The organism is Rhodanobacter sp. MP7CTX1 (genome assembly GCF_014205795.1).
Classification (GTDB): domain Bacteria; phylum Pseudomonadota; class Gammaproteobacteria; order Xanthomonadales; family Rhodanobacteraceae; genus Rhodanobacter.
In genome coordinates, this window is record NZ_JACHCN010000002.1 from 276746 (window position 1) to 303414 (window position 26669).

24 protein-coding genes are annotated in these 26669 nt (G+C 61.8%); 10 read left to right on the forward strand and 14 right to left on the reverse strand.

Annotation, left to right across the window (positions count from 1 at the left end):
- Positions 1 to 55: 55 nt before the first annotated feature.
- Both HDE77_RS03800 and HDE77_RS03805 read right to left on the reverse strand, forming a co-directional pair.
- Entirely contained in the window at positions 56 to 1006 is a 951-nt protein-coding gene (locus HDE77_RS03800) for a tetratricopeptide repeat protein (RefSeq protein WP_184415829.1), read from the reverse strand.
- A 41-nt stretch (positions 1007 to 1047) separates the two neighbouring features.
- On the reverse strand, positions 1048 to 2655 hold the full coding sequence (locus HDE77_RS03805) for an aspartyl protease family protein (RefSeq protein WP_184415830.1): 1608 nt from the start codon (positions 2653 to 2655) through the stop codon (positions 1048 to 1050).
- Between the two features lie 352 nt (positions 2656 to 3007).
- On the opposite strand from HDE77_RS03805, the gene HDE77_RS03810 reads away from it, so the two are divergent.
- Entirely contained in the window at positions 3008 to 3634 is a 627-nt protein-coding gene (locus HDE77_RS03810; protein ID WP_184415831.1) for a helix-turn-helix domain-containing protein, read from the forward strand.
- A 658-nt stretch (positions 3635 to 4292) separates the two neighbouring features.
- Positions 4293 to 4928 (forward strand): cytochrome P460 family protein, encoded by a 636-nt coding sequence (locus HDE77_RS03815; RefSeq protein WP_184415832.1) that lies wholly within the window; start codon positions 4293 to 4295, stop codon positions 4926 to 4928.
- 198 nt (positions 4929 to 5126) lie between these two features.
- Here HDE77_RS03815 and ssb read toward each other — a convergent pair whose 3' ends face one another.
- Positions 5127 to 5648 carry a single-stranded DNA-binding protein gene (ssb, locus tag HDE77_RS03820; protein WP_184415833.1) on the reverse strand — a complete coding sequence of 174 codons (522 nt, stop codon included), beginning with the start codon at positions 5646 to 5648 and terminating at the stop codon, positions 5127 to 5129.
- Between the two features lie 457 nt (positions 5649 to 6105).
- Between ssb and HDE77_RS03825 the strand changes: the two genes are divergently transcribed.
- From HDE77_RS03825 to HDE77_RS03845, 5 genes are all read left to right on the forward strand, one after another.
- Positions 6106 to 6618 (forward strand): GNAT family N-acetyltransferase, encoded by a 513-nt coding sequence (locus tag HDE77_RS03825; RefSeq protein WP_184415834.1) that lies wholly within the window; start codon positions 6106 to 6108, stop codon positions 6616 to 6618.
- A gap of 199 nt (positions 6619 to 6817) precedes the next feature.
- Positions 6818 to 8179: a DUF2252 family protein gene (locus tag HDE77_RS03830; RefSeq protein ID WP_184415835.1), complete on the forward strand. Its 1362-nt coding sequence runs from the start codon at positions 6818 to 6820 to the stop codon at positions 8177 to 8179.
- Between the two features lie 287 nt (positions 8180 to 8466).
- Positions 8467 to 8838, forward strand: a complete 372-nt coding sequence (locus HDE77_RS20285; protein ID WP_221444099.1) for an Lrp/AsnC ligand binding domain-containing protein — start codon at positions 8467 to 8469, stop codon at positions 8836 to 8838.
- A gap of 210 nt (positions 8839 to 9048) precedes the next feature.
- Positions 9049 to 9363, forward strand: coding sequence for a hypothetical protein (locus HDE77_RS03840; RefSeq protein WP_184415836.1), 315 nt, complete (start codon positions 9049 to 9051; stop codon positions 9361 to 9363).
- 195 nt (positions 9364 to 9558) lie between these two features.
- Positions 9559 to 10020, forward strand: coding sequence for a hypothetical protein (locus tag HDE77_RS03845; RefSeq protein WP_184415837.1), 462 nt, complete (start codon positions 9559 to 9561; stop codon positions 10018 to 10020).
- Between the two features lie 207 nt (positions 10021 to 10227).
- Here the strand turns inward: HDE77_RS03845 and HDE77_RS03850 are convergent, their stop codons facing one another.
- Positions 10228 to 11118: an aldo/keto reductase family oxidoreductase gene (locus tag HDE77_RS03850; RefSeq protein ID WP_304625140.1), complete on the reverse strand. Its 891-nt coding sequence runs from the start codon at positions 11116 to 11118 to the stop codon at positions 10228 to 10230.
- A 109-nt stretch (positions 11119 to 11227) separates the two neighbouring features.
- Between HDE77_RS03850 and HDE77_RS03855 the strand changes: the two genes are divergently transcribed.
- Positions 11228 to 12124: a LysR family transcriptional regulator gene (locus tag HDE77_RS03855; protein ID WP_184415838.1), complete on the forward strand. Its 897-nt coding sequence runs from the start codon at positions 11228 to 11230 to the stop codon at positions 12122 to 12124.
- Between the two features lie 87 nt (positions 12125 to 12211).
- Positions 12212 to 12628 (forward strand): hypothetical protein, encoded by a 417-nt coding sequence (locus HDE77_RS03860; protein WP_184415839.1) that lies wholly within the window; start codon positions 12212 to 12214, stop codon positions 12626 to 12628.
- Positions 12629 to 12678: 50 nt separating this feature from the next.
- On the opposite strand, the gene HDE77_RS03865 is transcribed toward HDE77_RS03860, so the two are convergent.
- The 9 genes from HDE77_RS03865 to HDE77_RS03905 all read right to left on the reverse strand — a co-directional run bounded on the left by HDE77_RS03865 (position 12679) and on the right by HDE77_RS03905 (position 24172).
- Positions 12679 to 13371, reverse strand: coding sequence for a response regulator (locus HDE77_RS03865; RefSeq protein WP_184415840.1), 693 nt, complete (start codon positions 13369 to 13371; stop codon positions 12679 to 12681).
- Between the two features lie 10 nt (positions 13372 to 13381).
- Positions 13382 to 16057, reverse strand: a complete 2676-nt coding sequence (locus HDE77_RS03870; protein ID WP_184415841.1) for a sensor histidine kinase KdpD — start codon at positions 16055 to 16057, stop codon at positions 13382 to 13384.
- A 58-nt stretch (positions 16058 to 16115) separates the two neighbouring features.
- Entirely contained in the window at positions 16116 to 16694 is a 579-nt protein-coding gene (gene kdpC / locus HDE77_RS03875) for a potassium-transporting ATPase subunit KdpC (RefSeq protein ID WP_184415842.1), read from the reverse strand.
- 10 nt (positions 16695 to 16704) lie between these two features.
- Complete coding sequence (locus tag HDE77_RS03880; protein ID WP_255482526.1) at positions 16705 to 18210, reverse strand: outer membrane beta-barrel protein; 1506 nt, start codon at positions 18208 to 18210, stop codon at positions 16705 to 16707.
- Between the two features lie 74 nt (positions 18211 to 18284).
- Complete coding sequence (locus HDE77_RS03885) at positions 18285 to 18533, reverse strand: hypothetical protein (RefSeq protein ID WP_184415843.1); 249 nt, start codon at positions 18531 to 18533, stop codon at positions 18285 to 18287.
- 93 nt (positions 18534 to 18626) lie between these two features.
- The gene (gene kdpB / locus HDE77_RS03890) at positions 18627 to 20729 is read right to left on the reverse strand and encodes a potassium-transporting ATPase subunit KdpB (RefSeq protein WP_255482527.1); all 2103 of its coding nucleotides are present in this window, start codon (positions 20727 to 20729) and stop codon (positions 18627 to 18629) included.
- A 51-nt stretch (positions 20730 to 20780) separates the two neighbouring features.
- The gene (gene kdpA / locus HDE77_RS03895) at positions 20781 to 22604 is read right to left on the reverse strand and encodes a potassium-transporting ATPase subunit KdpA (RefSeq protein WP_184415844.1); all 1824 of its coding nucleotides are present in this window, start codon (positions 22602 to 22604) and stop codon (positions 20781 to 20783) included.
- Positions 22601 to 22693: a K(+)-transporting ATPase subunit F gene (kdpF, locus tag HDE77_RS03900; protein ID WP_184415845.1), complete on the reverse strand. Its 93-nt coding sequence runs from the start codon at positions 22691 to 22693 to the stop codon at positions 22601 to 22603. Before kdpF ends, kdpA begins: the two co-directional genes overlap by 4 nt.
- A 495-nt stretch (positions 22694 to 23188) precedes the next feature.
- A complete protein-coding gene (locus HDE77_RS03905) occupies positions 23189 to 24172 on the reverse strand; it encodes a DedA family protein/thiosulfate sulfurtransferase GlpE (RefSeq protein ID WP_184415846.1) in 984 nt (327 codons plus the stop codon).
- Between the two features lie 186 nt (positions 24173 to 24358).
- Between HDE77_RS03905 and HDE77_RS03910 the strand changes: the two genes are divergently transcribed.
- On the forward strand, positions 24359 to 25360 hold the full coding sequence (locus tag HDE77_RS03910; RefSeq protein WP_184415847.1) for a polyprenyl synthetase family protein: 1002 nt from the start codon (positions 24359 to 24361) through the stop codon (positions 25358 to 25360).
- 60 nt (positions 25361 to 25420) lie between these two features.
- Here HDE77_RS03910 and HDE77_RS03915 read toward each other — a convergent pair whose 3' ends face one another.
- Entirely contained in the window at positions 25421 to 26629 is a 1209-nt protein-coding gene (locus HDE77_RS03915; RefSeq protein WP_184415848.1) for a DUF2252 family protein, read from the reverse strand.
- Positions 26630 to 26669: the final 40 nt, after the last annotated feature.

The window sequence follows — 26669 nt, forward strand, 5'->3', positions numbered from 1 at the left end:
TGCCTCACGACTCAGAAGCAGTTCCTGGCTGTCTCCACAGACAAAACGAGCGGGGCTAATGCGCTACCCGAAGTCGACCTAGCCCATCCTGAGCGAACTTCATGTCGGGGGCCAATTTGAGTGCCGCGCGATAGTCGGCGATAGCCTTGTCGCGCTGACCGAGTTGTTCGTACACCTGTGCCCTTGTCTGGATGAATGCGGCGTCGTTCGGTGCCAGTACCACTGCCCTCTCGGCGTCGGACAAGCCCTTCGCGTTCTCACCTTTCCGGTGATAAACCAAGGCACGGTTGTTGTAGGCAAGAGCGTAGTCAGGATTGAGGGAGATAGCCTTCGTGTAATCGCCGATAGCCAGGTCGTAGAGACCCTTTGCGCTATAGGCGTAGCCGCGACTGAAGTAGGCTACATCGCTGTCGGGCATAAGCAGGATCACCTTGGCGTAGTCGGCAATGGCCCGATCGTACAGTCCCTTGGCGCTATAGGCGTTGCCGCGATTGCGGAAGGCCATGTCGGAATGGGGACTGAGTGAGATCGCCTCGGTTTGATCGGTAATATCTTGATCGTAGAGGCCAGTCTTGCCATAGAAGCTGCCGCGATTGATGTATGAGTGTGCCTCATCGGGATTGAGCGCGATTGCCTTGGTTTGATCGGCGATAGCCTGGCTGTAGAGCCCCTGCCTGGCGTAGGAAAGCCCACGATTGATGTAAAAGGTAGCCAGATTTGCGGTGGCTTGTCCCAATTGGATCACCGCAGTGCACGCCTGGATACTGATAGTGGGGTCATGGCTCAAGCAAGCCGTCTCGTCATTGGAGGGCAGATCCGCCTGAACGGTCTGAGCGAACGTTTGCAGCGAAACAAACATCAAAACCAGACCGATCGATAGTGCCTTCATAAACTCTTCCTTTGCTATCGCATCCAAAGTCTTCATGCAGAAACGCTGAACCCGACAAGGCTTCAGCCACTCCGCTTCGGGGTGGCTTTGGCCATCATCGGGATACAGCTTTTCCACGCATACGGAGCCTGTTGGCCCTGGCTATCGACCCGAAGTCGCTAGAGCTTTCCGTCCGCGCTGCTTTTGCCAGTTATATGCTTCGCCGCTGCCGGCATCCGATCTGCCAGAGTCAGTGTCGCGTCGCTAATCTTGCCGTCGCGCTGGAATCGGATAGTCAGCCGCGTATCCACCGGCAGCTCGCGCAGTTGCTGGCGCCAGTCGGAAAGTGACTTTGTGGCAATGGCCACGCCATCGATTGAGCTGATACGGTCAGCAATGTGCATACCTGCTTGCTCAGCCGCACTATCTTTGGCGACGTCGACAACTTTCAGCGAGTCACCATCGACAAGCAACCACAGGCCGCTGCGATCAAAGGCATACGGTTTATCGATGTCAACATTCGGTGCGAGGTAAATTTTCTTATTGGCGTAGTCGAACGCGACGGTGAAGCGATGCAATACGCCGCCGCCAAGATCGCCTGACCAATCGGGATTCGCGAGACCGCCCTTGTCACCAACGAAAAGATCGCCGGCGACGCCGTCGATATCGAAGTCACCCAGGCGCAGCGTGCCGAAACGCGCCGGACGCCCGCGCGATCCACCGTTAACGCCCCAACCGGTCACCGCTTCCGGCGACGCGCCGTATTTCGTGATCAGGTCGTGTGCGTGCACGAAGGCCGCAGTCATAACGAGCGACCCGCGCGAGCCCGTGTCGACAATGACTCGTACTGGCACGCCATCCAATGTGCCTGAGATGACGGCATAGTGGCCGTCGAGATCAAATGTCAGTGCGGCGGCGCCCGGCGGCGGTGTGAATTTCTTCGGTTCGGAGAACGTAATCTGTTTTTTTGCATAATCTATCGTCACCCCGAATCGCCGGAACATCTCGTAACCGACCAATCCATCGAGTGGTACGCCCTCGACCTTCGGCAAGTCACCAAGATTGGTCACCGCGAATACGGGGTCGGCGAGCGTAGCAGCTCCGACGCGAACCTCCTTGGCGCGAGCGAAACCCCGATTGTTGAGTTGCTCCCCAACGCCACCAGAAGCAAGTTTGCCTTCGCTGGTGAGACCCAGCCTCTTGGCGGCTGCTGGCGTCAATAGATTGCCGGCACCGGTATCGAACATGAGACGGACCGGCTTGCCGTTGACAGAACCGTCGATGTAAATGTGGTTGTTGGCCAGGTCGAACGGGACGCGGGTAGTACCGCTTGCATCATTGATGTGCGCGGTGGCAACCATGGCGGGTACGGCGAAATCGCTATCGGACACCGCGGCATTGAGGTTGGCGCGATTGACCCGGATATCCTGATGATTGCGCGGATCGGTGCGGCCGGCCGCATCCGTATCATCGTTCACAAAGTGAAACGGCAGCAGTACGCCGTCGATCTTACGGTAGTCATCGAGTGCCGTCGTCTGCACTCCTCCGTCTCCATCCGGCTGGGCAAAGCGGGCCAGAAGACCGGTATCCATTGAAAACCATAACGTGACCGGCTCGCCGCCCTCGGGTATCGCCTTGATGACATTAAACCGTTTGCCGTCCAGTTCGCGCGTTTCCACCGCTCCGTACGTGGCGGGCATGCGCTGCGGATACCAGTAAGCGTATGCATTCATCCAAGCCTGGCTACGCGCAAGGCGCTTGGCCCCGGGAGTATCTTGCACGGCCACTTCGCCACCGGAATCACGCTCCCAGCCATGGATGCCGTCGTATCCATCGGCACCGTCAATGGCACCCATCTGATAGCTTTCGCTGGAGCGGCCGGTCAACAGATCCTGAAGTTGGTGGACCTTTCCGCTGAGGCCACCTCCCGTTGTCTCAGCAGTGCTATCCAGCGAACGCACGCCGTCCCAGTGCACACCGCCGCTGGCGGCCTTAAAGCGCGCAAATACGCTATTCGCATCCTCAGCGTATGCCTTCGCTGTAGGTACCAGCAGGAATAGGCTCAACAGCGCCGATAGGGATAGTCTGCAGGTCATGTGCATCTCCGTTGTCAGGTGGGGTACTTGCACGACCATCGGGTTGATTGAACAATTGCATATACTTTCAACGAAGGCAATCCAGCTGGTGGCGAAGAAACCTGCGAACGGCATCATCGAGGATGCGAAAAAAATCGCCGTACTGGCCACGCCGATTCGCCTCGAACTCGTCACCACTATTCAGGCATTGGGGGGCGCAGCGACGGCCGCCGAATTAGCAGTGCAACTCGGTCGGCCTGCGGATGGGCTCTACTACCATCTACGCGCGCTGGTGCGTGGAGGCCTGGTCGAAGAACGCGCCGAGGCTTCCGCACGGCGCTATCATTTGACGGTCCCCAAAGGGGAGCACTTGAGCTTGCGCTACAAGCCGGGCGCGACCGCTAATGCCAGAGCTGTTGCTCGTGTCGCCTCGAGCATGTCGCGCCTCGCGCAGCGCGATTTTGTGCGATCGGTGAGTCAAGGCGGCACCGTGACCGAAGGACCGTCGCGCGAATTGTGGGTGGCGCGGCTCAGGGGTTGGGTTGATCCTGCGGAGCTCGCGGAAGTGAATCAATTGCTTCAGCGTTTGGCCGAGCTGCTCCTCCACACGCGACCGACAGATACCGGCAAACTCATCGCTCTGCATTGGATTCTGGCACCTATCGATGCGAAGCCGGCACGGCGCAAATAAGCCAGCCTGCCGATGGCGTGGCGCCCCTGCGCGCAGTGGCAGATATATGTCGATAGATCCATTCCAGGTTCGTGCCGAGACCTTTGTCTAATGGATTTACCTCTGCGGATCATTTGTCATCCTGGAATCGATGTCGAGACCCGATGCAAGTCTCCGTAAGCAAATCAGCCGCGGATTACCTCTGAGCTCCTAACGGAATCGATCCATCGCCGCAGGCCATACGACCGGGAACGAGTCAGCTAAGCGATGTCCCTGCTGAGCTGGTCGCCCGTGAAGAATCCGGCCATGGCCGCGACGTCAATGTTCCAACTTCTGGACCGATGTTGAATGTGTTGAGCCATGGAAGACCGACTCCTCAGTCTTGCTCCAGGGGACAGGCAAACTTGCGTCTTGTTTGATTCATCAGTGCGCGCACAAGGAACACATAAAATAGAAATGCGCACCAGCTTGGCGCCTCTATCCCGAATCCATCGTCGTCGTGTTTCCCCTACCAGCGTATAGTGAATTCCGCTGAGCGCCACGGGCATCGATACTGCAGCGTGTTGACGTTAATTCTCGAGAATGCCGAATGCAGCGGCTCCGCGCCGGCACTTTCCTCGGGTCGCAATCTCGGACACGGCGCGGATCGGCGGCAGTAGGTCGGGCGGAGAAATCAATCATGAAGCTGTTCAACGCTGCGATTGTCAGTGTGGCCGGATCGGTGGCCGTTCTTGCAGTGACCGCTCTTGCGTTCGCCGCCTCTGGACCGACGAGCTCTGGCTCAGATCCTGCCGGTCGGGTGAAGGTCGATACGGCGGTCGACCGTTTCGGAAAGCTCCACGTGCCCGCCAACTATCGAACGACATACCAGTTCCTGGGGACCTGGGCAGTTGCCAGGGACCAGGGCCCGGGATCGGCAGAGATGCACGTCCTCTACGCATCGCCCGGCACCATCGACGCCTATCGCAAGGACGGGCATTTTCCCGATGGCGCGGTACTTGTGAAAGAGGTCTATCGCGCAGCTACCGAGGCTATGACGACCGGCACGGTCAGTCACGTCGACAGTTTGAGGGGCTGGTTCGTCATGGTCAGGGACCGCAATGGCCACCATCCCGCGAGTGATGTGTGGGGTGATGGCTGGGGCTGGTCGTGGTTTGACGCCGCCAACCCGTCGGTGGCCTCACGCAGTCTCCCCATGAAGGATGGGGTCGTGCGCCCGACGTTCGACTACAAGCTGAACTGCAAGGGCTGCCATGCACCGGCGAAAGCGACGGAGTGGATCTACACAGAAGGCTACCCGCCACTGAAGCCCTAGCGTCAGGGCGAACATCGCGCGGTCGCTCAGGCTTCAGCCTCCAGGCTGATCACTGAACCCGACATTTTTCAAGGTGCAGCCTGGACGAACGGTCGATGCTAAAGACGACACGGAAATGTTCAACCAAGAAAACACAAAGCCCCCGATTTCTCGGGGGCTTTTAGGCCAAAAGGCAACACTCTTAATCCAAGGTGTTGTCTAGAAGGGGATCTCGTCATCCGCGAAACCGCTGTCGGCCGGCGACGGCGCCTGACGCTGCTGGCTGCCGCGATCATCATTGTCGCGCGACTGGCCGCCGTAGCTGCCGCCACCCTGGCGCTGGCCACCGCTGGCACTCTGCGGGCGCTCGCGTTGACCGCCGCCCCCACCACCACCGGCGCCTTCGTTGCCGCCAAGCATCTGCATCTCGCTGGCGATGATGTCGGTGCTGTAGCGCTCGACGCCGGCCTTGTCGGTGTACTTGTCGGTGCGCAGCGAACCTTCGATATAGACCTGTCGGCCCTTCTTCAGGTAATCACCGGCGATCTCGGCCAGCCGGCCGAACAACTTCACCCGGTGCCACTCGGTTTTCTCGACCTTCTCGCCGCTCTGCTTGTCGGTCCAGCTTTCCGAGGTGGCAAGATTCAGCGTGGTCACCGCCGTGCCGCCACCGGTGTGGCGCATTTCCGGATCCGCGCCGAGGTTGCCAACCAGGATGACCTTGTTGATGCCGCGTGCCATGTGTCTACCTCGCTGTGCTTGGCCGATGTTGAAGCATCGGCCGCTGTCGTTGGTTTGCCAGTCGCCATCCGTTATCGGGGGCGCCCGTCGGCCTCCTATCATAGCCGGCTGCCGCCAATCTGGCGCTGGAAATGTGCAGGCCGCTGCCCCTGCCCGCCAGATTCCGCGGCATCTGCTACGGCAAGCCTGAGCGCCAGGCCGACGGCCGGGCCAAGTGATTGCGGGCGGGCCGCCCTGGCGGCGGTATTCCGGCTCGTCTCCCGCGCCGGGGCTGACACTGACATTCGCAATGACAGTCGACACAGCAATCGACGGGCCTACACCCTGCGAGGCAGTTCGCCCGGTCGACGCAACGGCCTGCGCCATGCGGGATGTCAAAGCCGAATGACGCCATCCGGGCATGCTCCCTACACGCCTTCGCCTCATTTCATGCGCATTCGATGCGCTAGAGTCAGGCATGCTTCTGCGAGCCGCCGAACCCGACGATGCGATGAGCGTGGCGCGCGTCCACGTGCGCTCATGGCAGGTGGGCTACCGAAACCTGCTTCCGGATGATTACCTCGATCAGCTGCAGCCGGAGGAACGGGCGCAGCGGTACAACTTCGCCAGCCCGGACCCCCGTCAGCCAAAGACGATCGTTGCGGCTGAAGCGGGAGTCATTCATGGCTTTGCTACCAGCGCTCCTTCGAGCGACCCGGCTGCGCCGGGGAATGGAGAGCTGTGTGCGCTCTATGTTGATCCTGACTGGTGGGGCCGCGGCATCGGCATGGCCTTGATGTCGGCAGCTCGCGCCCATCTTCTGGACCTCGGGTTCCGGCGTGCGCTGTTGTGGGTCCTGGTTGGAAACACCCGCGCAGAGCGTTTCTACCAAACCGATCAGTGGCAGTCCGACGGCATGCACCGAACCGCCCTGGTTTGGGGCCTGACGATCGATGAAGTCCGCTATTGGCGCACGCTTTCGGCAGGCTAGACACGCACTCAAAATGCATCATGCAGAGTCGCAAGCACGGTTGAACCCGATCCGCTGAAGCTTCGGATGTCGACGCAACATCGTGCTGCGTGGGCGGCCTCGCCACGTCACGCCCTTGTCATTCCACGCTGATTGAATCCGCGGCTACTCACCAGGCACGGCCCAGCCGTGCCTTTCTTGTGCCCAGGGGAAACCAGCCATGAAGAAAGCGTTGATCGTCCTGTCCATCGCCAGCTTGCTGTGCGTATCCGCCGCGCAGGCCGCCACCTCGCGCACCAGCTGGGTGGTGTCGCAGATCTACAACTACAACCACCCCTTTGCCGCGACTGACAGCACCGATCTGGCCACCAAGATGTCGACCATGGCGGGCGACGCGTTCGACTTCTATCGCGGCACCGATCATATTTTCTACCAGGACATGGCGACTCTGCCGGCATCAAGTTATGCCACCACGCAGACCGGCTACACCTGGATCGGCGGTGACGCCCACATCGGCAACTTCGGCGCCTGGCAGGACAGCGGCAGCAACAACGTGTTCTCGGTGGATGACTTCGACGAAGGCTACCTCGGTCAATATGTCTGGGACCTGCGCCGCCTGGCCACCAGCATGGTGCTGGCCGGCCGCGCCAACGGCGTAGCCGACAGCGATATCACCACCGCGATCAACACCATGGTGGGCGCCTATGTCAGTGAAATGAACAACTTCAGTGGCAGCAGCGCCGAGCTGAGTTTCCAGCTCAAGAACGGCAATACTTCCGGCGCGGTGCAGACCACCATCAGCGATTCAAAGAGCGATAGCCGCTCCAGCCTGCTGAGCAAGTACACGCAAGTCACCGGCGGCTCGCGCAGCTTCCAGACCATCGCGAACACCCTGGTCACAGTCAACAGCACGACCTACAACAACATCGTTGCAGCGATGAACAGCTACATCAGCACCATTGCTTCGTCCAAGCAGTACGCCGCCAGCTACTACCAGGTGAAGGACATCCGCCAGAAGCTGGGCTCGGGCGTCGGCAGCCTGGGCAAGCTGCGCTACTACATCCTCATCGAAGGTCCCTCCACCTCTACTTCGGACGACGTGATCCTGGAGATCAAGCAGGAGACCACCAGTGCCGTGGCCGAGGTAGACAATGGCCAGCTGCCCGCCGTCGACTACAACAACAACGAAGCCAACCGCGTCGCCATGACAGCCAAGGCGCAGACCTTGAATGCCGACGTGCTGATCGGCTACGCCACGATCAACGGCCTGAACTATTTCTTCCACGAGAAATCCCCGTACGAAGAAGACTTCGATTACACCCAGCTGACCAGCGCCGGCAAATTGAACACCGCTGCCACCTACCTGGGCCAGGCACTGGCCTCCGCGCATGCGGTTTCCGATCAGGACTACAACAGCGCCATCGTGCCCTACAGCATCGACAAACAAGTCAGCAATGCCGTCAGCAGCACCAGCGGACTGGAGTCAGAAATCTCGACGTTCGCCTTCAGCTATGCAGCCCAGGTCAATCTGGACTGGCAGTCCTTCGTCAGCGCTTACCAGGCGGGCACGCCGCTTTATTGAGTATCGGGCAGGGTGCCTGAAGTATTCGCCTCCTGCTCAGAATGATGCTGATCCACGGTTGCGCCGATGGGGTGGCGCTGTGGATAGCTGACTGCAAATGTCCGCTCTCATGGGAGCGGACATTTGCATGCCGTCGGTACCATCGCCGATGCCGAGACAGAGGCGACCGTGCCGCAGTGAAAGCAGGGCTCTCCGCGAAAACGTGCGCGGCTGTCTCTCCGTTACCGGTGGTGGTTGTGATCGTCGCCGAGGTCGCGATCGTAAATCCCACCGCTGTGGGACAAGCCATGACGTTCATCGTCGGCGTGGAACTGGAGCGCGAACGTGCCGACATGCTCGACGCATTTCGAAAGGGCGCACGAGCCGACCCGAACGTGCAGCAGTGCTACTACGTCACGGGCGAAGCGGACTTCATCCTGATCGTGGTTGCGCGCGACGTGGACGACTTCGAGTCCTTCACCCGACGTCTCTTGTTTGACAATGCGAACATCCGACGCTTCACCACCAACGTTGTCACGGCCCGTGACAAGGTCGGCAATGCGGCGCCTATCCAGGCGCGGACGAGCCAAACACAATCCGCACTCCGTCGTCGGCACCGACGCTTCGCCTGGCTCCTTAAGTGGCCCGGCAGTTTCCCGTCCGATGCGAGTCGCGCCTGACGAAGTTTGCCGCAAACCAAGCGGCTGGATCAGTCAAAATCGAACCGCGAGGTCGGACTATCGTTGGGACATCCAACGTCCCCGCCCTTAGCTCGTGGCGAACATTGCAGCGTGGGCCATCGCCGCGCAAGCTAGGGGCGCTGCTTCCACGCCGCCCGTTCCAGAGCCGCGTCAAGTTCGTCCAGCAGTGCCTAGCAAGGAGGATTCGCCATGGGTGCCGTCGTGATCGTTGGATATAAGCCGAAGCCGGGCAAGGAGAGCGAGCTACTTGCCCTGGTCAGAGAGCACGTGCCGTATCTGCGAAACCTTGGTCTCGCAACTGACCGGCCGCCCATCGCACTGAAAAGCAAAGATGGGACCATCGTCGAAATATTCGAGTGGTGCGATGGCGCCATCGAGAAGGCACACGGCAACCCGGCAGTTCACAAGTTATGGGCTGAGTATGCCCAGGTGTGTGACTACGTTCCGCTGATCGGTCTTTCGGAATTCACTGACCTGTTCGCCCAGTTTGCGCCGATAGATTAGTTGCATTTTGGCAAGATCCCGAGGCAGGCCAATAAGTTTGATATCGTCTGCGCTCAACGCGGAGTGGTTGTCCTGGGTGCACCGCCAGCCCATCAGCTAGTGGTAATAGTGCTTGATTGGCGCCACGCCGATCTCGTTTAGCTTGAGCCGACGTCTCCGCCACGTTTTTGCCGCTGATGATGCTGGAGAAGTCCTGTGATCACGACTCTGATGATGCTTGCCAGTCTGACGACTCCTCCACTGATGGAGCTGCCTGAAGGCTTTAAGGCCCAGTGCAAATCCGTTAGCGAGGCTTATGCATATTTACTAGCAGCGCCCACCAAAGACGGCCGACTCCTGAAAGACATTCTTCCCGATGGCGGCTCAAGGATTGACCTGCTGAAAATGGGCGGTCAGTTCACAATCGATACCACCGGGGCCGATCTAATTGTCAGGGCGCAAAATGGACCGAACTGGAAAATCGTTGTCCTCAAAGAACAACTGGGCAACTTGGTGATTTTAGTGAGCACCTCAACGTTCGGTGCCTCAACCACGATTTATCACCTTCGCTACCAGAATCATATTGGTGCGATGACCGTGTCCAGAGTCAGTTACTACGGCACCGGCGATATCGACGATACGTCCCTAGAGGATTTCCATTGCACGACAACGTTGTGATGCCTCTACGACCCACGTTGAATACGATCATGTGCCACCTCAAAGTGTGTGGACACCAGCGGTTAGAACGATTTTTCCATAAGCATCGACCGGCAGAGGTCGCCGGCACATGCGGGGACATCCTTAGCCTCTGACAGAGGCTTGTCCGAGTCAGGGTCCGACACCCATGCTTCGCGAACATGGCGGCTGTGGTTCGCGTAGGGACTTTCAAGAACCAGCGTATTCCCCGCGCTTCCGCCCGATCTCATCCAGTTCAGCAAGAACGTCTTCCGCAAGCACTAGCTCCCCTGCCGCCAAATTTTCCTGCAGGTGCTTGAGTGACGATGTGCCGGGGATGAGAAGAATGTTGGGTGCGCGCGCGAGCAGCCAAGCGAGGGCAACCTGCATCGGCGTCGCATCGAGTCTTTGCGCGACCGAGGACAAGATCCCTGACTGAAGCGGCGTAAAGCCGCCGAGCGGAAAGAAGGGAACGTAGGCGATGCCCTTTTGGCCGAGCTCATCAATGAGCGCGTCGTCATCGCGATGCACGAGGTTGTAGTGGTTCTGCACACAGACGACGTTGGCGATGCGCTGCGCTTCCGTCACTTGAGTCGCGGTGATGTTGCTCAGGCCAAGGTGCTTTATCAGACCTTGCTGCTGCAGCTCGGCCAATGCGGTGAACTGCTCCTCGATGGATCCTTCGCTGGGCTCGTGAACATTGCCCATGATGCGCAGGTTCACGACATCCAGCACATCCACGCCAAGGTTGCGCAGATTGTCATGCACCGCGCGCGTCAGCTCGGCGGGGCTCTGTGCCGCATTCCATGACGCGTCGGCTCCGCGTGTGGCGCCAACCTTGGTCACGATCACCAGATTCTGCGCATAGGGATGCAGTGCTTCACGGATGAGCTGGTTGGTGACGTGGGGTCCGTAGAAGTCGCTGGTGTCGATGTGATCCACGCCAGACGCCAACGCCTCACGGAGCACCGCAAGCGCGGTGTCGCGGTCTTTCGGCGGTCCGAATACGCCGGGACCCGCCAGCTGCATGGCGCCGTAGCCCATCCGGGTCACCTTGCGGTCACCCAACGAGAAAGTCCCCGATTTCATAAGGTTGGTCATGTTGGCTCCAGGAAAGGTGCGGCCGAGATAGGCACCGCACGACTATAGGCGTTGACCGATTGCACGATAATCCGGCTAAATCAGCACGGGTTGTGCGGAAAACCGAACAATGGCGACAGATCTACAGGATCTCTTTGCGTTCCTGGCGGTAGTGCAGGCGGGAGGCTTCCGCGAAGGGGCTCGCGCAAGCGGCACCTCCGCCTCGAGGCTGAGTGAGTCTGTGCGGCGCCTGGAAACGCGACTCGGCGTGCGGCTACTCAACCGCACGACCCGCAGTGTCTTGCCGACCGAGGCGGGGGCTCGCCTGGCCGAACGGCTCGTGCCCGCTCTCGGTGAAGTGGAATCTGCGCTGGACGTCGTCAACAGTTTCCGAGACCGCCCGACGGGAACGCTCCGACTGAACGTACCGGCCAACGTCGCCCGCATCGTGCTTCCTTCGATCGTCACGCCGTTCCTCAAGACCTACCCCGAGATCAAACTTGAAGTGATCGTGGAGGACAGCTTCGTCGACATGCTCGCGGCGGGCTGCGACGCCGGCATCCGCTACGACGAGCGGCTTGAGCAGGACATGATCGCTGTGCCGATCGGCCCGCGCTTTCAGCGCTTCGCGACTGCCGCGTCACCGGAATATCTCAATGCCCGAGGTCGGCCAGAACACCCGCGCGACCTGCTCACTCATGCCTGTCTGCGCGGACAGTTTGCGGGCGGCGCGATTCCCACGTGGGAGTTCGAACGCGACGGAGAGATCGTGCGGGTTGATCCTTCGGGCCCACTGATGGTCCGCCTGGGCGCCGCCGTAGATCTGGTCGTTGAGGCGGCCGTGGGTGGCCTGGGCGTGGTCCATTTGTTCGAGGACTGGTTGCGTCCTCACCTCGACAGTGGGACGCTCGAGCCGTTGCTGGAGCCGTGGTGGCAGACGTTTACCGGACCGTTTCTCTACTATTCCGGACGCCGCCATCTGCCTGCGCCGCTGCGCGCGTTTGTCGATTTCATCAGAGCGCGGTGAGCTCGGCCGTCGGAGGCTGGACCTCAATAGCCAGGTCAGCAACCCCTAGGATGTCAGCGAAACACTTTCGTGCTGGAGGACTGAGCCATGAACGTGATGTCTGCCTTGTTGGGCGGGGTCGTTGGAGGCGTTGTCTCCATCTTTACCGGGTATCTGTTCATGGGCGCGCTGTTCCATCGCTTCCAGGCGCTCACGCCGAATACATGGCGGCCGGAGGGCGCAAAGCAGTACGCGCTTTCAAGTGTATTTATCATCTTGGGTAGCGTTGGCCTGGGCTTGCTCTTCGCGCTTACGGGTGGGGTCACTGCCGCGCATGGCCGTGCCTGGTGGTTGCAGGGGCTCGCCTTTGGTTCGCTGTGCTGGGTCGCCTTGCCGCTGCCTTCCTTGCTGTCGATGGCGCTGTTCGTCAATTTCCATCGCGGCTTTGTGCTTGGCGTACTACTCGACAGTTTCGTGGCCTGCGCGGTGACGAGTGTCGTTGTGGCCTGGTTTATCGTTCGCTAGCTTGTTGCCCGCATCGCGCCGAAGGCTTCCGGTCGAGAGCGGTCGCGATTTCAACTCCCGCCGAGAAAGCGGTAGCCCACGCCGGGTTCTGTCTTCAGCCAGCGTGGCGCAGCGGGATCGTCGCCGAGCTTCTGCCGCAGCTTGCCCAGCACGATGCGCAGATACTGGCTGTCGCTGGTGTGGGTTGGGCCCCACACTTCACGCAGCAGTTGTTGCTGGGTGACCACACGGCCGGCGTGGCGCAGCAGCATGGCCAGCACCGCGTATTCCTTGCGGGTCAGCGCGAGCGGCGCGCCTTCCAGCGTTACTTCGCGCCGTGCCAGGTCCACCACGAGATGGCCGTCGTCGTAACGCGGCAACAGCTCCGGTTCGTCCGGCCGGTTGCGCAACAGAACGCGCAAGCGCGCCATCAGCTCCTGGATCCCGAACGGCTTGGTCACGTAGTCGTTCGCGCCGTGATCGAGCGCACGCACTTTTTCGCTCTCGGCGTCGCGCACCGACAGCATCAGCACCGGCACCTGGCTCCACTGGCGCAACTCGGCCAGCACCGCATGGCCTTCCATGTCGGGCAAGCCGATATCGAGAATCACCAGATCCGGCGTACGCGTCGCCGCCAGCGCCAGACCCTCGGTGGCCGTGGCGGCCAGCAGCACCTCGTAGCCCTCGGCCCGCAAGCCGATGTCGAGAAAGCGGCGGATCTGCGCCTCGTCGTCGATCACCAGCACGCGAGGGGATGAGTTCATGGCTATTTGATCAAGGTGGGGCATCGGGCGGTGCCGGCAATGGCAGGGTAATACGAATCGTGGTGCCGCCGCCGTCGCGCGGCAAAGCTTCCACGCTGCCGCCGTGCGCCCCGATCATGCCGCGGCAGATCGCCAGGCCCAAGCCGGTGCCCTGTGTCGCGCGATCGCCGCGCGATACGGAATAGAACATGTCGAAGATCAGCGCCCGTTCCGCCTCCGGAATGCCGGGACCGCGATCGCTGACGTCGATCAGCAACTTCCCGTCACTGCTGTGCACGATCACCTGCACCGCCTCATCGGCTGGCGTGAAGCGTGCTGCGTTCTCCAGGATATTGAACAGCGCCTGCTCGATCAGCGCCGGATGCACGAACAGCAGCACGGTGTCGTGCGGCAATGACGTCTCCACCCGCAGCGAGGGAAACAGCTTGCGCAAACGATTGACCGCGGCGACCACGATTTCGGTTGCATCGGTCCAGTCGCGATCCAGCTTGAGTGTGCCGTGGCCCAGCCGCGTCATGTCGAGCAGGTTTTGAATATAGCGATCCAGCCGCTGGCCTTCGCCGAGAATCGCCTCCAGCAACTCGCGGCGCTCGCCCGCGGGCAGCTGGTCGCCATAGCTTGCCAGGGTGCCGGCCGAACCGATCATCGAGGCCAGTGGCGAACGCAGGTCGTGCGATACCGAGGACAACAGGGCATTGCGCAAGCGTTCGGTTTCACCCTGGACACGGGCGCCTTCCAGTTCGTCGCCGAGTCTGGCGCGTTCCAGCGCCTGGCCAATATCCTGCACCATCGCCAGGGCGAGGCTGCGCTGGTCAGGATCAGGCTCACTGTTGCCTTTGGGGAACCGCAAGGCAGCCACGCCGCGTCGGTTTTCCTCGTTACCGAAGGGCAAGGTCCAGCACGGCGCGGCATTGAGCGTGTCGGTGTAACGGCCGGCCTGCTCCGCGTGTCGTTCACACCAGTCGGCTGCCGCCAGATCCTGCGTCAGGAGTGCCATCTCGCGTGGCACGGCGGCGGCAACCTGCAGGTTGCCGTCGGCGGCACGGGCGAGAATTGCCACCTCGCAGCGCAAGGCCTGCGCCAGTGCATCGGCACCCACTTTGCGGATACCGTCGGCGTCGGTGCTGGTGGCCAGCCGTTGGCCCAGCGCAAGCAAGGCGCGCGTATATACGTGAGCCGCACGCAGCGACTCGACCTGACTGGCCAACCGGGTCGCCAGACGGCTGCAGACCAGGGCGGCGATCAGGAACAGGCTGACCGCCAGCACATCGTCAAAGTTCGCGATCTCCAGCGTGTAGCGCGGTGGCGCGAAGAAGAAGTTGTAGCCAAGGAAACACAAGATGGCCGTATAGACGGCCACCGCCATGCGCGTGCGAACCGCCACGACCAGCACCGCGGTGAGGAAGATCAGCGACAGGTTCGCCACCGACAGGTAGCGGTCGGCAACAAACGACAACGCGAACGCGACCAGCGTGGCAAGGGTGGCGTAGATGTACTCACCGCGGCGCCCTACCCCACCCGGCATGCCAACCAGACGCAACTTGCGTCGCGCCTGCGCGCGCTCGGTCGGCGTGGCGATGATGGTCAATTCGAGATGCGCGCCGCGCCGCAGCAGGAGCTGGGTCAGCGAGCGACCCAGCATGCGCGCCACCACGCGTTCGCGGGTACGGCCGAGAATGATCTGGCCGACTCCTTCGCGATCGGCATGCGCGATCAGCTCATCGGCGATCGCATGGCCGCGCAGGACCACGGTGTCACCGCCAAGTCGCCGCGCCAGCCGCATGGCGCTCTCCAGTCGCTCGCGGCGGGCCTTGTCGAGGGTTGATCCGGTGTCGACAAACGCGACGCTCCACGGTGCACCACGGCGTTCGGCGATGCGCCGGGCCACGCGCACCAGGTATTCACTTTGCGCCTGGCCGTCGATCGCGGCCAGCACGCGTCGGCGCACCGGCATCGCACCGCCGCGCGCCAGCATGTGCTCGCGCAGGTCGCTGTCGACGTGGCCGGCGATGGTGTCCACCGCCAGCTCGCGCAGCGCTGCCAGATTGGTGGGTGAGAAGAACGCGTCCAGTGCCGCCGCCGCGGTCTCCGGCACATAGACCTTGCCCTGCTTGAGCCGCGCGATCAGCTCGCGCGGCGGCAGGTCGATCAGCACGATGTCCCGCGCTCGATCGAGGAAGGCATCGGGCACCGTCTCCCGCACGGTGACCCCGGTGATCCGTCGCACCTGGTCGTTGAGGCTCTCCAAGTGCTGCACGTTGAGTGCGGTATACACCTCGATGCCGGCATCGAGCAGCTCGGCGATGTCCTGCCAGCGCCGCTCGTGGCGGCCGCCTGGCAGGTTGCGATGGGCCAGCTCGTCGACCAGCAGCATGGCCGGCTTGCGCACCAGCGCAGCGTCCAGATCGAACTCGCTGAAGTCACGACCGCGGTAGTTCACCGACCGGCGCGGCAGTTGCTCCAGCCCGTCCAGTAGTGCCGCGGTCTCCGAGCGGCCATGGGTCTCGACCAGCCCCACTACCACGTCCACGCCTTGACGCTTCAGTTCGCGCGCAGCCGACAACATCGCGTAGGTCTTCCCGACGCCGGGAGCGGCGCCGAGAAAGACCTTCAACCGATGGTTACGCTCGTCGCGTTCCGTGCTCAGCAAGGCATCGGCACGTGCTTCTCGGGAGGGTTCGCTCATGCGGGGTCGCCGATGGGGATCGCGGATGGATGGTAGCTCGGCACCTTACCGCCAAAGTCTAGTGCGCGGGCAAGGCATCCAGCGCGAGATTGAGCTGCAGCACGTTGACCCGTGCCTCACCGAGCAAGCCCAGCTGACGCCCCGAGGTGGCCTGGGCGATCAGCAATTTCAGCTGTGCATCGCTGATACCTCGCGCCTTCGCCACACGGCCCAGCTGGTACTGCGCCGCCGCCGGGCTGATCTCCGGATCAAGCCCGCTGCCCGACGAAGTGACCAGATCGACCGGTACCGGCGCGTGATTGCCGGGATCAGCCGCCTGCAGGGCAGCGATACGCTGCTTCACTGCGTCTGTCAGCGCCGGGTTGGTCGGGCCGATGTTGGAGCCACCGGAGCTCATACCGTTGTTGGCCTGCGGCGAAGTCGCCGATGGCCTCCCCCAGAAGTACTTCGGCTCGGTGAACGACTGGCCGATCAGACTCGAGCCGATCGGCTTGCCATCACGAACGATCAGGCTGCCGTTGGCCTGCCCCGGAAACACCAGCAGCGCCACTCCGGTAACCAGCAGTGGATAGGCGATGCCGGTAATAACCGTCATCACCACCAACATCATCAGTGAATTGCGTAACAACCTGCTCATAGTCTTGACCTCAGTAGTGCAGGATCGCGTCGATCAACGCGGTTTCCTGATCGTCTTTCCTGCCACCGTCATACGCCGACACGTCATACGAGTGCTCGTAGCGCAGCTCCGGGCGGATTTCCAGATCCTGCGAAACCCAATGGGTTATGCCGATGGTGTGGCTGCTGTAGCGCGTGGCGAAGCCCGTACGCTGACCCTTTTCGTCGTTGTAGAACTCGTTGCGGACCGACAGCATGTTGCTCGAATTCAGCTCGAAGTTCAGATAGTTGACGACACCGAATTCACCAGCCTCGCCGGCCAGCGGGGAAGACGCGACAACACCAGGCGTGCCGCCCGGGCCGAAGCCGGGAATGCCGCGGCCAAACATGCGATAGGCCTCGGTGAGCATGTGTACGCTCTGGTTGAAGCGATGGCCCCAGGTCATCACATACATCTGCACGTTGTTGTAATTGTAGTTGGAGCCATTGACGTTATTCAGGCAGGGATAAAGCATGTCGTTGTTGCTTGCCGATACCCAGCGCACGCAAGCCTGCAGCGATGGACGCGCCGAATGATTCCAGTCCGCCGTGTCGTTGCTGCCATCGATACCCAACTGAACCGTCCACTGATCGTTGAGCTTGGTGGTCGTCAACACACCCATCTGGGTATAGGGATCGACCGTGTACAGGATCGAATGAGTCACAAGATAATTCTGCGGCGAGAACTGTGCCTCGATATCCGGCAGCGAAAGCCAGCGACCGATGCGGACCTCCATGCCCTGGGCGACCCACGGGATGTACAGGTCGTAGTAGAACAGCATCGGATCGTCGCCATAGATATGGCCATTGAGCGGCTGGCCTGGCGCGGGGTTGTTCAGCAGCTGATTGCTGAAGACACCCTTGGTGACGGTGTAGTGGTAGTCGTATCCATACAGATTGGAGATATCGAAGCCCCAGTCGAGATGGTCGGTCTGTACCGTGTCGGGAACACGCTGGATATTGAGCACCCACTGATCGAATTCCACACGGTTCGGACGCGTCGCGTACGACAGCGGAAAGTTGCTGAAATTCGACGAACTCAGGTTGGCCGAAGGATTGACCCAGCCGAAAACCTCGATGCGGTTCTTCTGCATCCACTGGCCGAGCGCGGTGCAGCTCAATGCCTTCTCGAGCGGGTACTGCGCATTGCCGTCCGGCACGCCAATCGGTGTGTCCACGCCGCCAAGCTGCCATTCGGCGTTCGGAAACGGCGGTGAATCCAGCGGCGCCGGCATCGCGCGACGCGCGGCTGCCGGTGCGTTCGGATCGGCTGGCTGCGCATCTTCGCGATAGGCAGAAGCCAGGCGGCTGAGAAATCCATTGGAGCAATCGCTGCTCGCCAGCGGTGCAGCTGCCGGTGTCGATGCCGGCGCGGTGACCGCCGACTGTGGCGCTGCCGCTATATCCACGCTATCAATGGCGGTGGTCGCTGCCATCGCATACCCGGTCGGAATCATCGCCAGCAAAGCAGTGGCGGCCAGTTTGTTGTTGTACTTCATGGGTGGTCCTTGCACCGGCATTTGCCGGACTTTCTTCGATTGAGATAGTTGTTGGGAGCCGCGCAATGCGGCGGTCAGATGCCGGCGTATCCGCCAAGCACGTATTCTTCTTCAGCACTGGTGCCACGCGAAGAATCAGTATCGGTGCCCGGTACCGCGCCATGGACAGTGACAACGGGGGGCGTCCCGGCGCTGGCCTCGCTGCGCGAACGCAGCGGCAACGCGATGACGACATCGCACGCCGAATCATTTGCCGAGAGCCGCAGCTCCATATCCGGGTGGGTTTCGTCAGGCATCGATACTGAAAGCTTGAGCGTTTGCAAGGCAGTGACTCCGATTGAGGTGACGCGCTTTCTTGACTGGATCCCGACCCTTGCCCCCTCTTCGGGGTTGGTCGGGATGACGTTGAGGGGTAATCAGGCCAGTCCGCAAAGGACCAGCAACATGTCGATCAGCTTGATGCCAAGGAACGGCACCACCACGCCACCCAGTCCGTAGACCAGCAGGTTGCGGCGCAGCAGCGCACCAGCACCGAGTGCGCGATAGGCCACGCCCTTGAGCGCCAATGGAATCAGGCAAATGATGATCAGTGCGTTGAAGATCACCGCGGACAGAATCGCGCTCTGCGGCGTGGCCAGATGCATCACGTTGAGCGCGTTGAGCGCCGGATACGTGGTCGCAAACGCCGCCGGAATGATCGCGAAATACTTCGCAATGTCGTTGGCAATCGAGAACGTGGTGAGCGAGCCGCGGGTGATCAGCATCTGCTTGCCGATCTCGACCACTTCGATCAACTTGGTCGGATTGGAATCCAGGTCGACCATGTTGCCGGCTTCCTTGGCCGCCTGAGTGCCGGTGTTCATCGCCACCGCCACGTCAGCCTGAGCCAGCGCCGGCGCATCGTTGGTGCCGTCGCCGCACATCGCGACCAGGCGGCCTTCGGCCTGGATGTCACGGATCAACTTGAGCTTGGCCTCGGGCGTGGCCTCGGCAAGGAAATCGTCCACGCCAGCCTCAGCCGCGATCGCCGCCGCAGTAAGCGGATTGTCGCCGGTGATCATCATCGTCTTGATGCCCATGCGGCGCATCTCGGCAAAACGCTCGCGGATGCCGCCCTTGACGATGTCTTTCAGCTCGATCACGCCAAGCGCCGTCGTGCCCTCGGTCACGATCAGGGGAGTCGCGCCGCGACGGGCGATCTCTTCGGCCATGCGCTTGACCAGTGGTGGCAGATGGCTGCCGACGGCATCGAGGTGCTTCTCGACCGCGTCCAGCGCACCCTTGCGGATGCTGCGGCCGGTCATGTCGACGCCACTCATGCGGGTCTGCGCGGTGAACGGCACGAACTGAGCGGCATTCGCTTCCAGCTCGCGTTCACGAATGCCGAACTTCTCCTTCGCCAGCACCACGATGCTGCGACCCTCGGGTGTTTCATCGGCCAGCGAAGCCAGCTGCGCGGCGTCGGCGAGGGCGCTCTCTTCGACGCCCGGCGCCGGCAGGAACGCCACCGCCTGACGATTGCCCAGGGTGATCGTGCCCGTCTTGTCCAGCAGCAACACGTCGATATCGCCCGCCGCCTCAACCGCACGGCCCGAGGTGGCGATCACATTGGCGCGAATCATCCGATCCATGCCGGCGATGCCGATTGCGGAAAGCAGCGCACCGATCGTGGTGGGAATCAGGCAGACCAGCAGCGCGATCAGCACAGTTAGCGTAATTGGATGCCCGCTACCGGCGGCCTGCACGCTATAGATCGAGTACGGCAGCAGGGTTGCGCAAGCCAGCAGGAAGATCAGGGTGAACTTCGCCAGCAGGATGGTCAGCGCGATTTCGTTCGGCGTCTTGCGCCGCGAGGCACCCTCGACCATCGCAATCATGCGATCGAGAAAGCTTTCGCCCGGATTGCTGGTGATACGCACGATCAGCCAGTCCGACAGCACGCGGGTGCCGCCGGTGACCGCGCTGCGATCGCCACCGGATTCGCGAATCACTGGCGCGGATTCGCCGGTGATCGCGCTCTCGTCCACGCTGGCCGCGCCCATCACCACTTCGCCGTCGCCGGGCAACGGTTCATTCGCTTCGACCAGCACGAAGTTGCCGGTACGCAATTCGTTCGACGGTGTGAACGTGATGGCGGCGTCGCGGTAGGGACCGGCCAGTTTCTTGGCAACCACATCTTTGCGCGAGCTGCGCAAGGCAGCGGCCTGCGCCTTGCCGCGACCTTCCGCCAGTGCTTCGGCGAAGTTCGCAAACAGCAAGGTAAACCACAGCCAGATGCTGACCCAGAAGATGAAGCTCGTCGGCGCTTCGCCATGACCGCTCAGTGCCTGCACCCACAACAGGGTGGTCAGCACGCTGCACACGAACACCACAAACATCACCGGGTTGCGGAATTGCGTCCGCGGCGACAATTTGCGGAACGAATCGGCGATCGCCTTGAGGATCAGTTCGCGGCCGAAGCTGCTAACTGCACCGGCACGAGGGGCCACTTGGGGGCGGTCCACTGGGGGACGTGCCATATCAGGCCGTTCCACATTAGACCGTTCCGCATTAGATAAGGAATTCATGGATCAGTGTCCTGCAGCAGACATCAGGGATTCGACGATGGGGCCAAGAGCCAGAGCGGGCAGGAAGGTCAATGCACCCACCACGACCACCACGCAGGCCAACAGCACCACGAACAGGGGGGTATGCGTCGGCAGCGTGCCGGCCGATACCGGTACATGCTTCTTCGCTGCGAGCGATCCAGCCAGCGCCAGCATGGCGATGCCCAGGGCAAAGCGAGAGACGAACATGCAGATGCCGAGCAACACATTCCAGAACGGGGTGTTGACTGACAGACCGCCAAACGCGCTGCCGTTGTTGTTCGACGCCGAACTCAACGCGTAGAGGATCTCGCTGAAACCGTGCGGACCCGGGTTTGCCACACCAGCCACGCCGGCCGGCATCATCACCGCGATGGCCGTACCAACCACCACCAGCATGCATGGGATCAACACGGCCAGACTGGCCATCTTCATCTCGTGCGCTTCGATTTTCTTGCCAAGGTATTCCGGCGTACGGCCCACCATCAGCCCGGCGATGAACACCGCGACCACCGCGAACGCGAGCATGCCGTAGAGACCACAACCGACACCGCCGAAGATCACCTCGCCCAGTTGCATCAACCACATCGGGATCATGCCGCCCAGCGGAGTGAACGAGTCATGCTGTGCGTTGACCGAGCCGTTCGACGCCGCCGTGGTGTAAGTCGCCCACAGCGTGGAATTGACGATGCCGAAACGGGTCTCCTTACCTTCCATGTTGCCGCCGGCCTGCAACGCCGTGGCGTGCTGGTCGACACTGAGTCCGGATAGCGCAGGATTACCGACCTGCTCCGCACTCGTGCAGGCAATCAACAGTGGCACCATGATCAGCGACATCACCATCAGCAAGGCCCAGCCTTGCCGCCGATCGCCGATCATCGAACCAAACGTGTAGCAAAGCGCCGCGGGAATCAGCAGGATCGACAGCAACTCGAGGAAGTTGCTGAACGGCGTCGGGTTCTCGTACGGATGTGCCGAGTTGGCGCCGAAGAAACCACCACCGTTGGTGCCCAATTGCTTGATCGCAATCTGCGAAGCGGCCGGGCCCATTGGCAAGGTCTGCGTCGTGACCTGGCTATCCTTCGTGACGGGTTTTCCCGCCGCATCGAGCACCGGATTACCGGCGGCGTCCTTGACGGCCTCGGTCATCGTGGTGGTCTGCACTACAGGTACGTCGACGTAGCTCTTGAAGTTCTGCACGACACCCTGCGATACCAGCAGCAACGCCAGCACCAGCGACAGCGGAACCAGCACGTAGAGCGTGCTACGGGTCATATCGACCCAGAAATTACCCACCGTCTTTGCACTGCGTCGAGTAAAGCCGCGAATCACCGCCAGCAGGATCGCCATGCCGGTCGCCGCCGACACGAAGTTCTGCACCGCCAGCCCAAGCATCTGGGTCAGGTAGCTCATCGTCGACTCGCCGCCGTAACCCTGCCAGTTGGTGTTGGAGGCAAAGCTGATCGCCGTGTTGAACGCCGAGTCCGGCGTGATCGTCGCGAAATGCTGCGGATTGAGCGGCAGCCACGGCTGCAGACGCTGCAGCAAGTAGACCACCAGCAGGCCGATCAGGTTGAACGCCAGCATGGCCACCGCATAGTGGCGCCAGCCCATGTCTTCACGGCTGTCGATTCCGCACAGGCGATAGAGCAGCTTTTCAGTGCCCTGACCAAAACGGAGGACTTTATTGGGAGCGACATTGTTCGGCGTATCGGCAAATACCAGGGCCATATAGCTGCCCAGCGGCTTCACCAACAGCAGCAGGACGCCCAGGCTGAGGGCAATTTGAATCCAGTCATTGGCGTTCATTCGAACCACTCCGGCTTGAGCAGGGCCACGCACAGATAGCCGGCCAGCACCACCGCGATCACGGTGGCCAACACATAAATGATGTTCACGAAAAGAGCTCCATGAGGGACGCGGGGTCCACGACAGGCGCAAAGGCGCCCGCGCGCGTTACTTGCGCTGGCCCAGACGGTCGCAAAGCAGCAGGAAACCGATCATGGCGGCAGACAGCACGATCAGCAGAAGCAGATAGATGGCATCCATGGAATGGACTCCTCAAACGATAGGGCGCAGCAATGAGGCGCATCGTAGGAAGTCGCGCATAACAACGGGGTAGCGAATCGCCGCCACCCCGTAAAGAACGCGTAAAGATTTGCGTTTAGGCCCAGTTTCGCTGGGCCTACCACCCGAATCCGGCAGCCGCAGGAGCCGCCATGAGGCTCGCCACTCTCGACACTTCAAGACCGTGATGGCGTTGCCAGCAAGGGGCGCTCGAGGGGGGCACCCTTCGACTTCGACCCTACGGGCCTACGCTCAGGGCGAAGGGTGAGGGAGCCGAGCGAAGGGGGCTGAGATGGGTCCAGGCCGAAGGCATGGCGGCGCCGAGCTCAGATGGCCGCCCGCAGCGTCCCATCAACGGCCCCGGCGGATGCCGATGGCAACCTCCTGATCTCGTAGCCGGCCGCGTCCCACGCATCCAGCCCGCCAAGCAGCGGGCGCACATGCCGATAGCCCTGGTCCATCAGGATTTTCGCCACCTTGGCGGCAGATACCTCGTTCGGGCAGTTGCAGTAGAGCACCAGCTCCTGCTCGAACGGAATGTCATTCACGGTCCGATCGATGCTGCCCGAATCCAGCAGCAACGCACTGGGGATCACCCGCGTGTCGAGCTGGCGCGACGCATCCGAACGCACGTCCACCACCACGGGAGCCTGGCCGCTGGCGACAGCCTCACTCAACTCCTCTACCGTGATGCGCGACATCCTCAGCGTCATCAGCAGACGCCGGCGCTGCCACCATTTGCCCAGGATGTAGAGCGCAAGCAGGCCCAGCAGCAGCTCGAACGCGAACGTGCCGGCACTGGCCAACGCGGCCAGCAGGACGTCGATCTGCTCGGCAAAAACGTAACCCAGACCGACGGCGGCACCCAGCCAGAGCAGTGAACCGAGCCCATCGAAAAGCACGAATGCAGGCAGCCGCAAGCCCATCGCACCGACCAGCGGCGGGGCCACGGTGGACAACCCCGGCACGAATTTCGCGATCAGCAACACTTGTCCGCGCCACCGCTGGAAGCGCAGCTCGGAGGTCCGCACGCACGAATCAGGCGACAGCGAGATACGGCAGAGCGTGCGCATCACGCCCGCTCCGTAATGCCGGCCGGCCCAGTACCACATCAGGTCGCTGATCAGGCAGGCGGCGAGCGCGGCAAGCAGGAGATTGACGACGGCCAAATGCCCGCTCGCCGCCAGTGCGCCGGCCACCACCAAGGTCGGCACGGCCGGCAGCGGCACGCCGGCCTGCTCCAACAGGACGTTGAAAAAGACCAGAAAGAGGCCGTATTGCGCGATTAGCGAGATGATTTCATGTGCCATCGGATCGGTACTCGATGCACGGTTCCACGAAACCGCTAGTGCTCATCATTGGGCCGGCCGCGCTCTATTGCAATTCCTTAATTAGCCCGCCTCGCCCGCCACAGCCGAGCTTGCAACGATGGGTGGCGGCGCAATCTGTCGCACGGCCCTATAATCCTACCGATACACCGCCGCCTTGAAGTGTCCATGAACTCGATGCCAGCCGACGCCCGCCGCCCCGCCGACTTCGCCCAAGTGCGCGATCTCGCCGCTGCCGACATGCAACGCGTCGACACCCTGATCCGCCAGCGGCTGTCATCAGACGTGGTGCTGATCAACCAGATCGCCGATCACATCATTGCCAGCGGCGGCAAGCGGCTGCGCCCGATGCTGCATACGCTGGCCGCCGGAGCGGCCGGCTACCGGGGCGACCAGCACATCAAGCTGGCCGCGGTGATCGAATTCATCCACACCTCCACCCTGCTGCACGACGACGTGGTGGACGAGTCCGACCTGCGCCGCGGCCGCAAGACGGCGAACGCGCTTTGGGGCAATGCCGCCAGTGTGCTGGTCGGCGATTTCCTGTATTCGCGCTCGTTCCAGCTGATGGTGGAACTCAATGACATGCGCATCATGCGCATCCTCGCCGACACCACCAACACGATCGCCGAGGGCGAAGTGTTGCAACTGCTCAACATCGGCAACGCCGACGTGAGCGAAGAGGCCTATCTGGCGGTGATCGAGCGCAAGACCGCCGTGTTGTTTGCCGCTGCTACCGAACTCGGCGGCTTGCTCGGCGGGTTGCCACCACTCCAGGTGCAGGCGCTGCGCGAATACGGCATGCAGCTCGGCTACGCGTTCCAGATTGCCGACGATCTGCTCGACTACGTCAGCGACGCCGACACCCTGGGCAAGAACATCGGTGACGATCTGGCCGAGGGCAAGCCGACCTTGCCGCTGATTTACGCGCTGGAAAAATCGAAGCCGGAGCAGGCACAGTCGCTGCGCCACGCGATCGAACACGGCGGGCTTGATTCGCTCGATCACATCATCGCCGCGATCCGCGATTCCGGCGCGCTCGAACGCACCCACCAACGTGCTGTAGCGCATGCCGACGCCGCCCGCGCCGCCCTGGGCAATCTGCCCGACTCCGCCTATCGCGAGGCGCTATTCACACTCGCCTCGTACGCAGTCAACCGCGCGTACTGATCGTCAGCCCGGATCCGCGCAACCGCAGCAGGATGCGGTGCAACGATCGCGGGGATCGGATCAATGCTCGCCTTGCAGCACGTATTTGCGGCAGTGCTCCAGGTAGCCGCGCTCATGTTCACCCATCAGATCCAGCACGCTTGACCACAGCCATGACGGCGCATCCAGCGACTTCGAACGATTGCGTTGCAATTCCTTGCGCCAGGCGCGACGCGTAGCGCTGTCCATCTGTCGGCAATGCGCATGCCCCATCACCATGGCCAGGAAGTGCGCAACTTTCAGCGCCTCGCTTCGGCCCATCTGCTCGATCTCAAGCTTCAGGTCCTGCGGCAACAACTCGCGGATGAAGACCGGGCGATCCAGCAGGGACGCTGCCCGCATGCGATTGCCGAGCGCCGGTGAAAGATGCCGGGCGCCCTCCACCACCCGCTTGGCGTGGTCACGCGGCATGACGATCCGCGGCGCATGGGGCGCAGCGGCCGGAGTGGCTTCCTTGATGTCGACCAGACACAGGTCACCACCTTTTTCGGTATCCCCATTCACTTCGAGCAGAACCGCATAACGCAATCGGCCCAGGGAACTGCAGCCTTTGCGCCAGTAAGCGGCATCGACCACCTTGATGTGTGCATCGTCGGGGCGACTCTCCAGCTGCGTCACCAGCTCACTCACGGCGGGCGTGCTGAACAAGGCTTCTATCGCCTTGCGCTCGCCACTGTCCAGCTGCCAAAACCGCTTGCCCAGCGGGATGGTCGGTTCGACGCCGTCGATGCGCTCCCGCGCTAGGTGCTTCCAGGTTCGTTCCAGCGCCTTCTTCATCACCAGGGTGACCGCTTGCGGCTTCTTCGGTGTCGGCTCATCGGTTTCAGGAAACGCCGACTCATATCCGGCCATCAGCGCCTCGATCATCCGCACAGTGGTGATTCCGGGCAGGTCCGAACCGCGCGCAGCGGTCGCCAGCGAGAGCGCCAACCGGATCAGGTCATGCGCGGGATTGCCGATCACGGTCTGATCGAGATCGCGAATCTGCACTTGCACCTGACCTTCATCATCGGCGAGCGGACCCAGGTTGCCGACATGGCAGTCGCCGCAGATCCACACGGCGGGTCCCTGCGGAATCGCCCAACCGTGCTTCGCCTCCAGCCATTCATAGAACTGCACGGTGTTGCCGCGCACATAGGCATGGGCGGATCGTGCCATTTTCGAATTCTGCAGGGCGCGCAGCAGCTCTGCCCGGTCCTGTACGCGTACGGCGCCTCGTCTGATTTTCATGGTTGTCCTGAAGGTAAGGGAGACCCATGGCAGAGGGCGG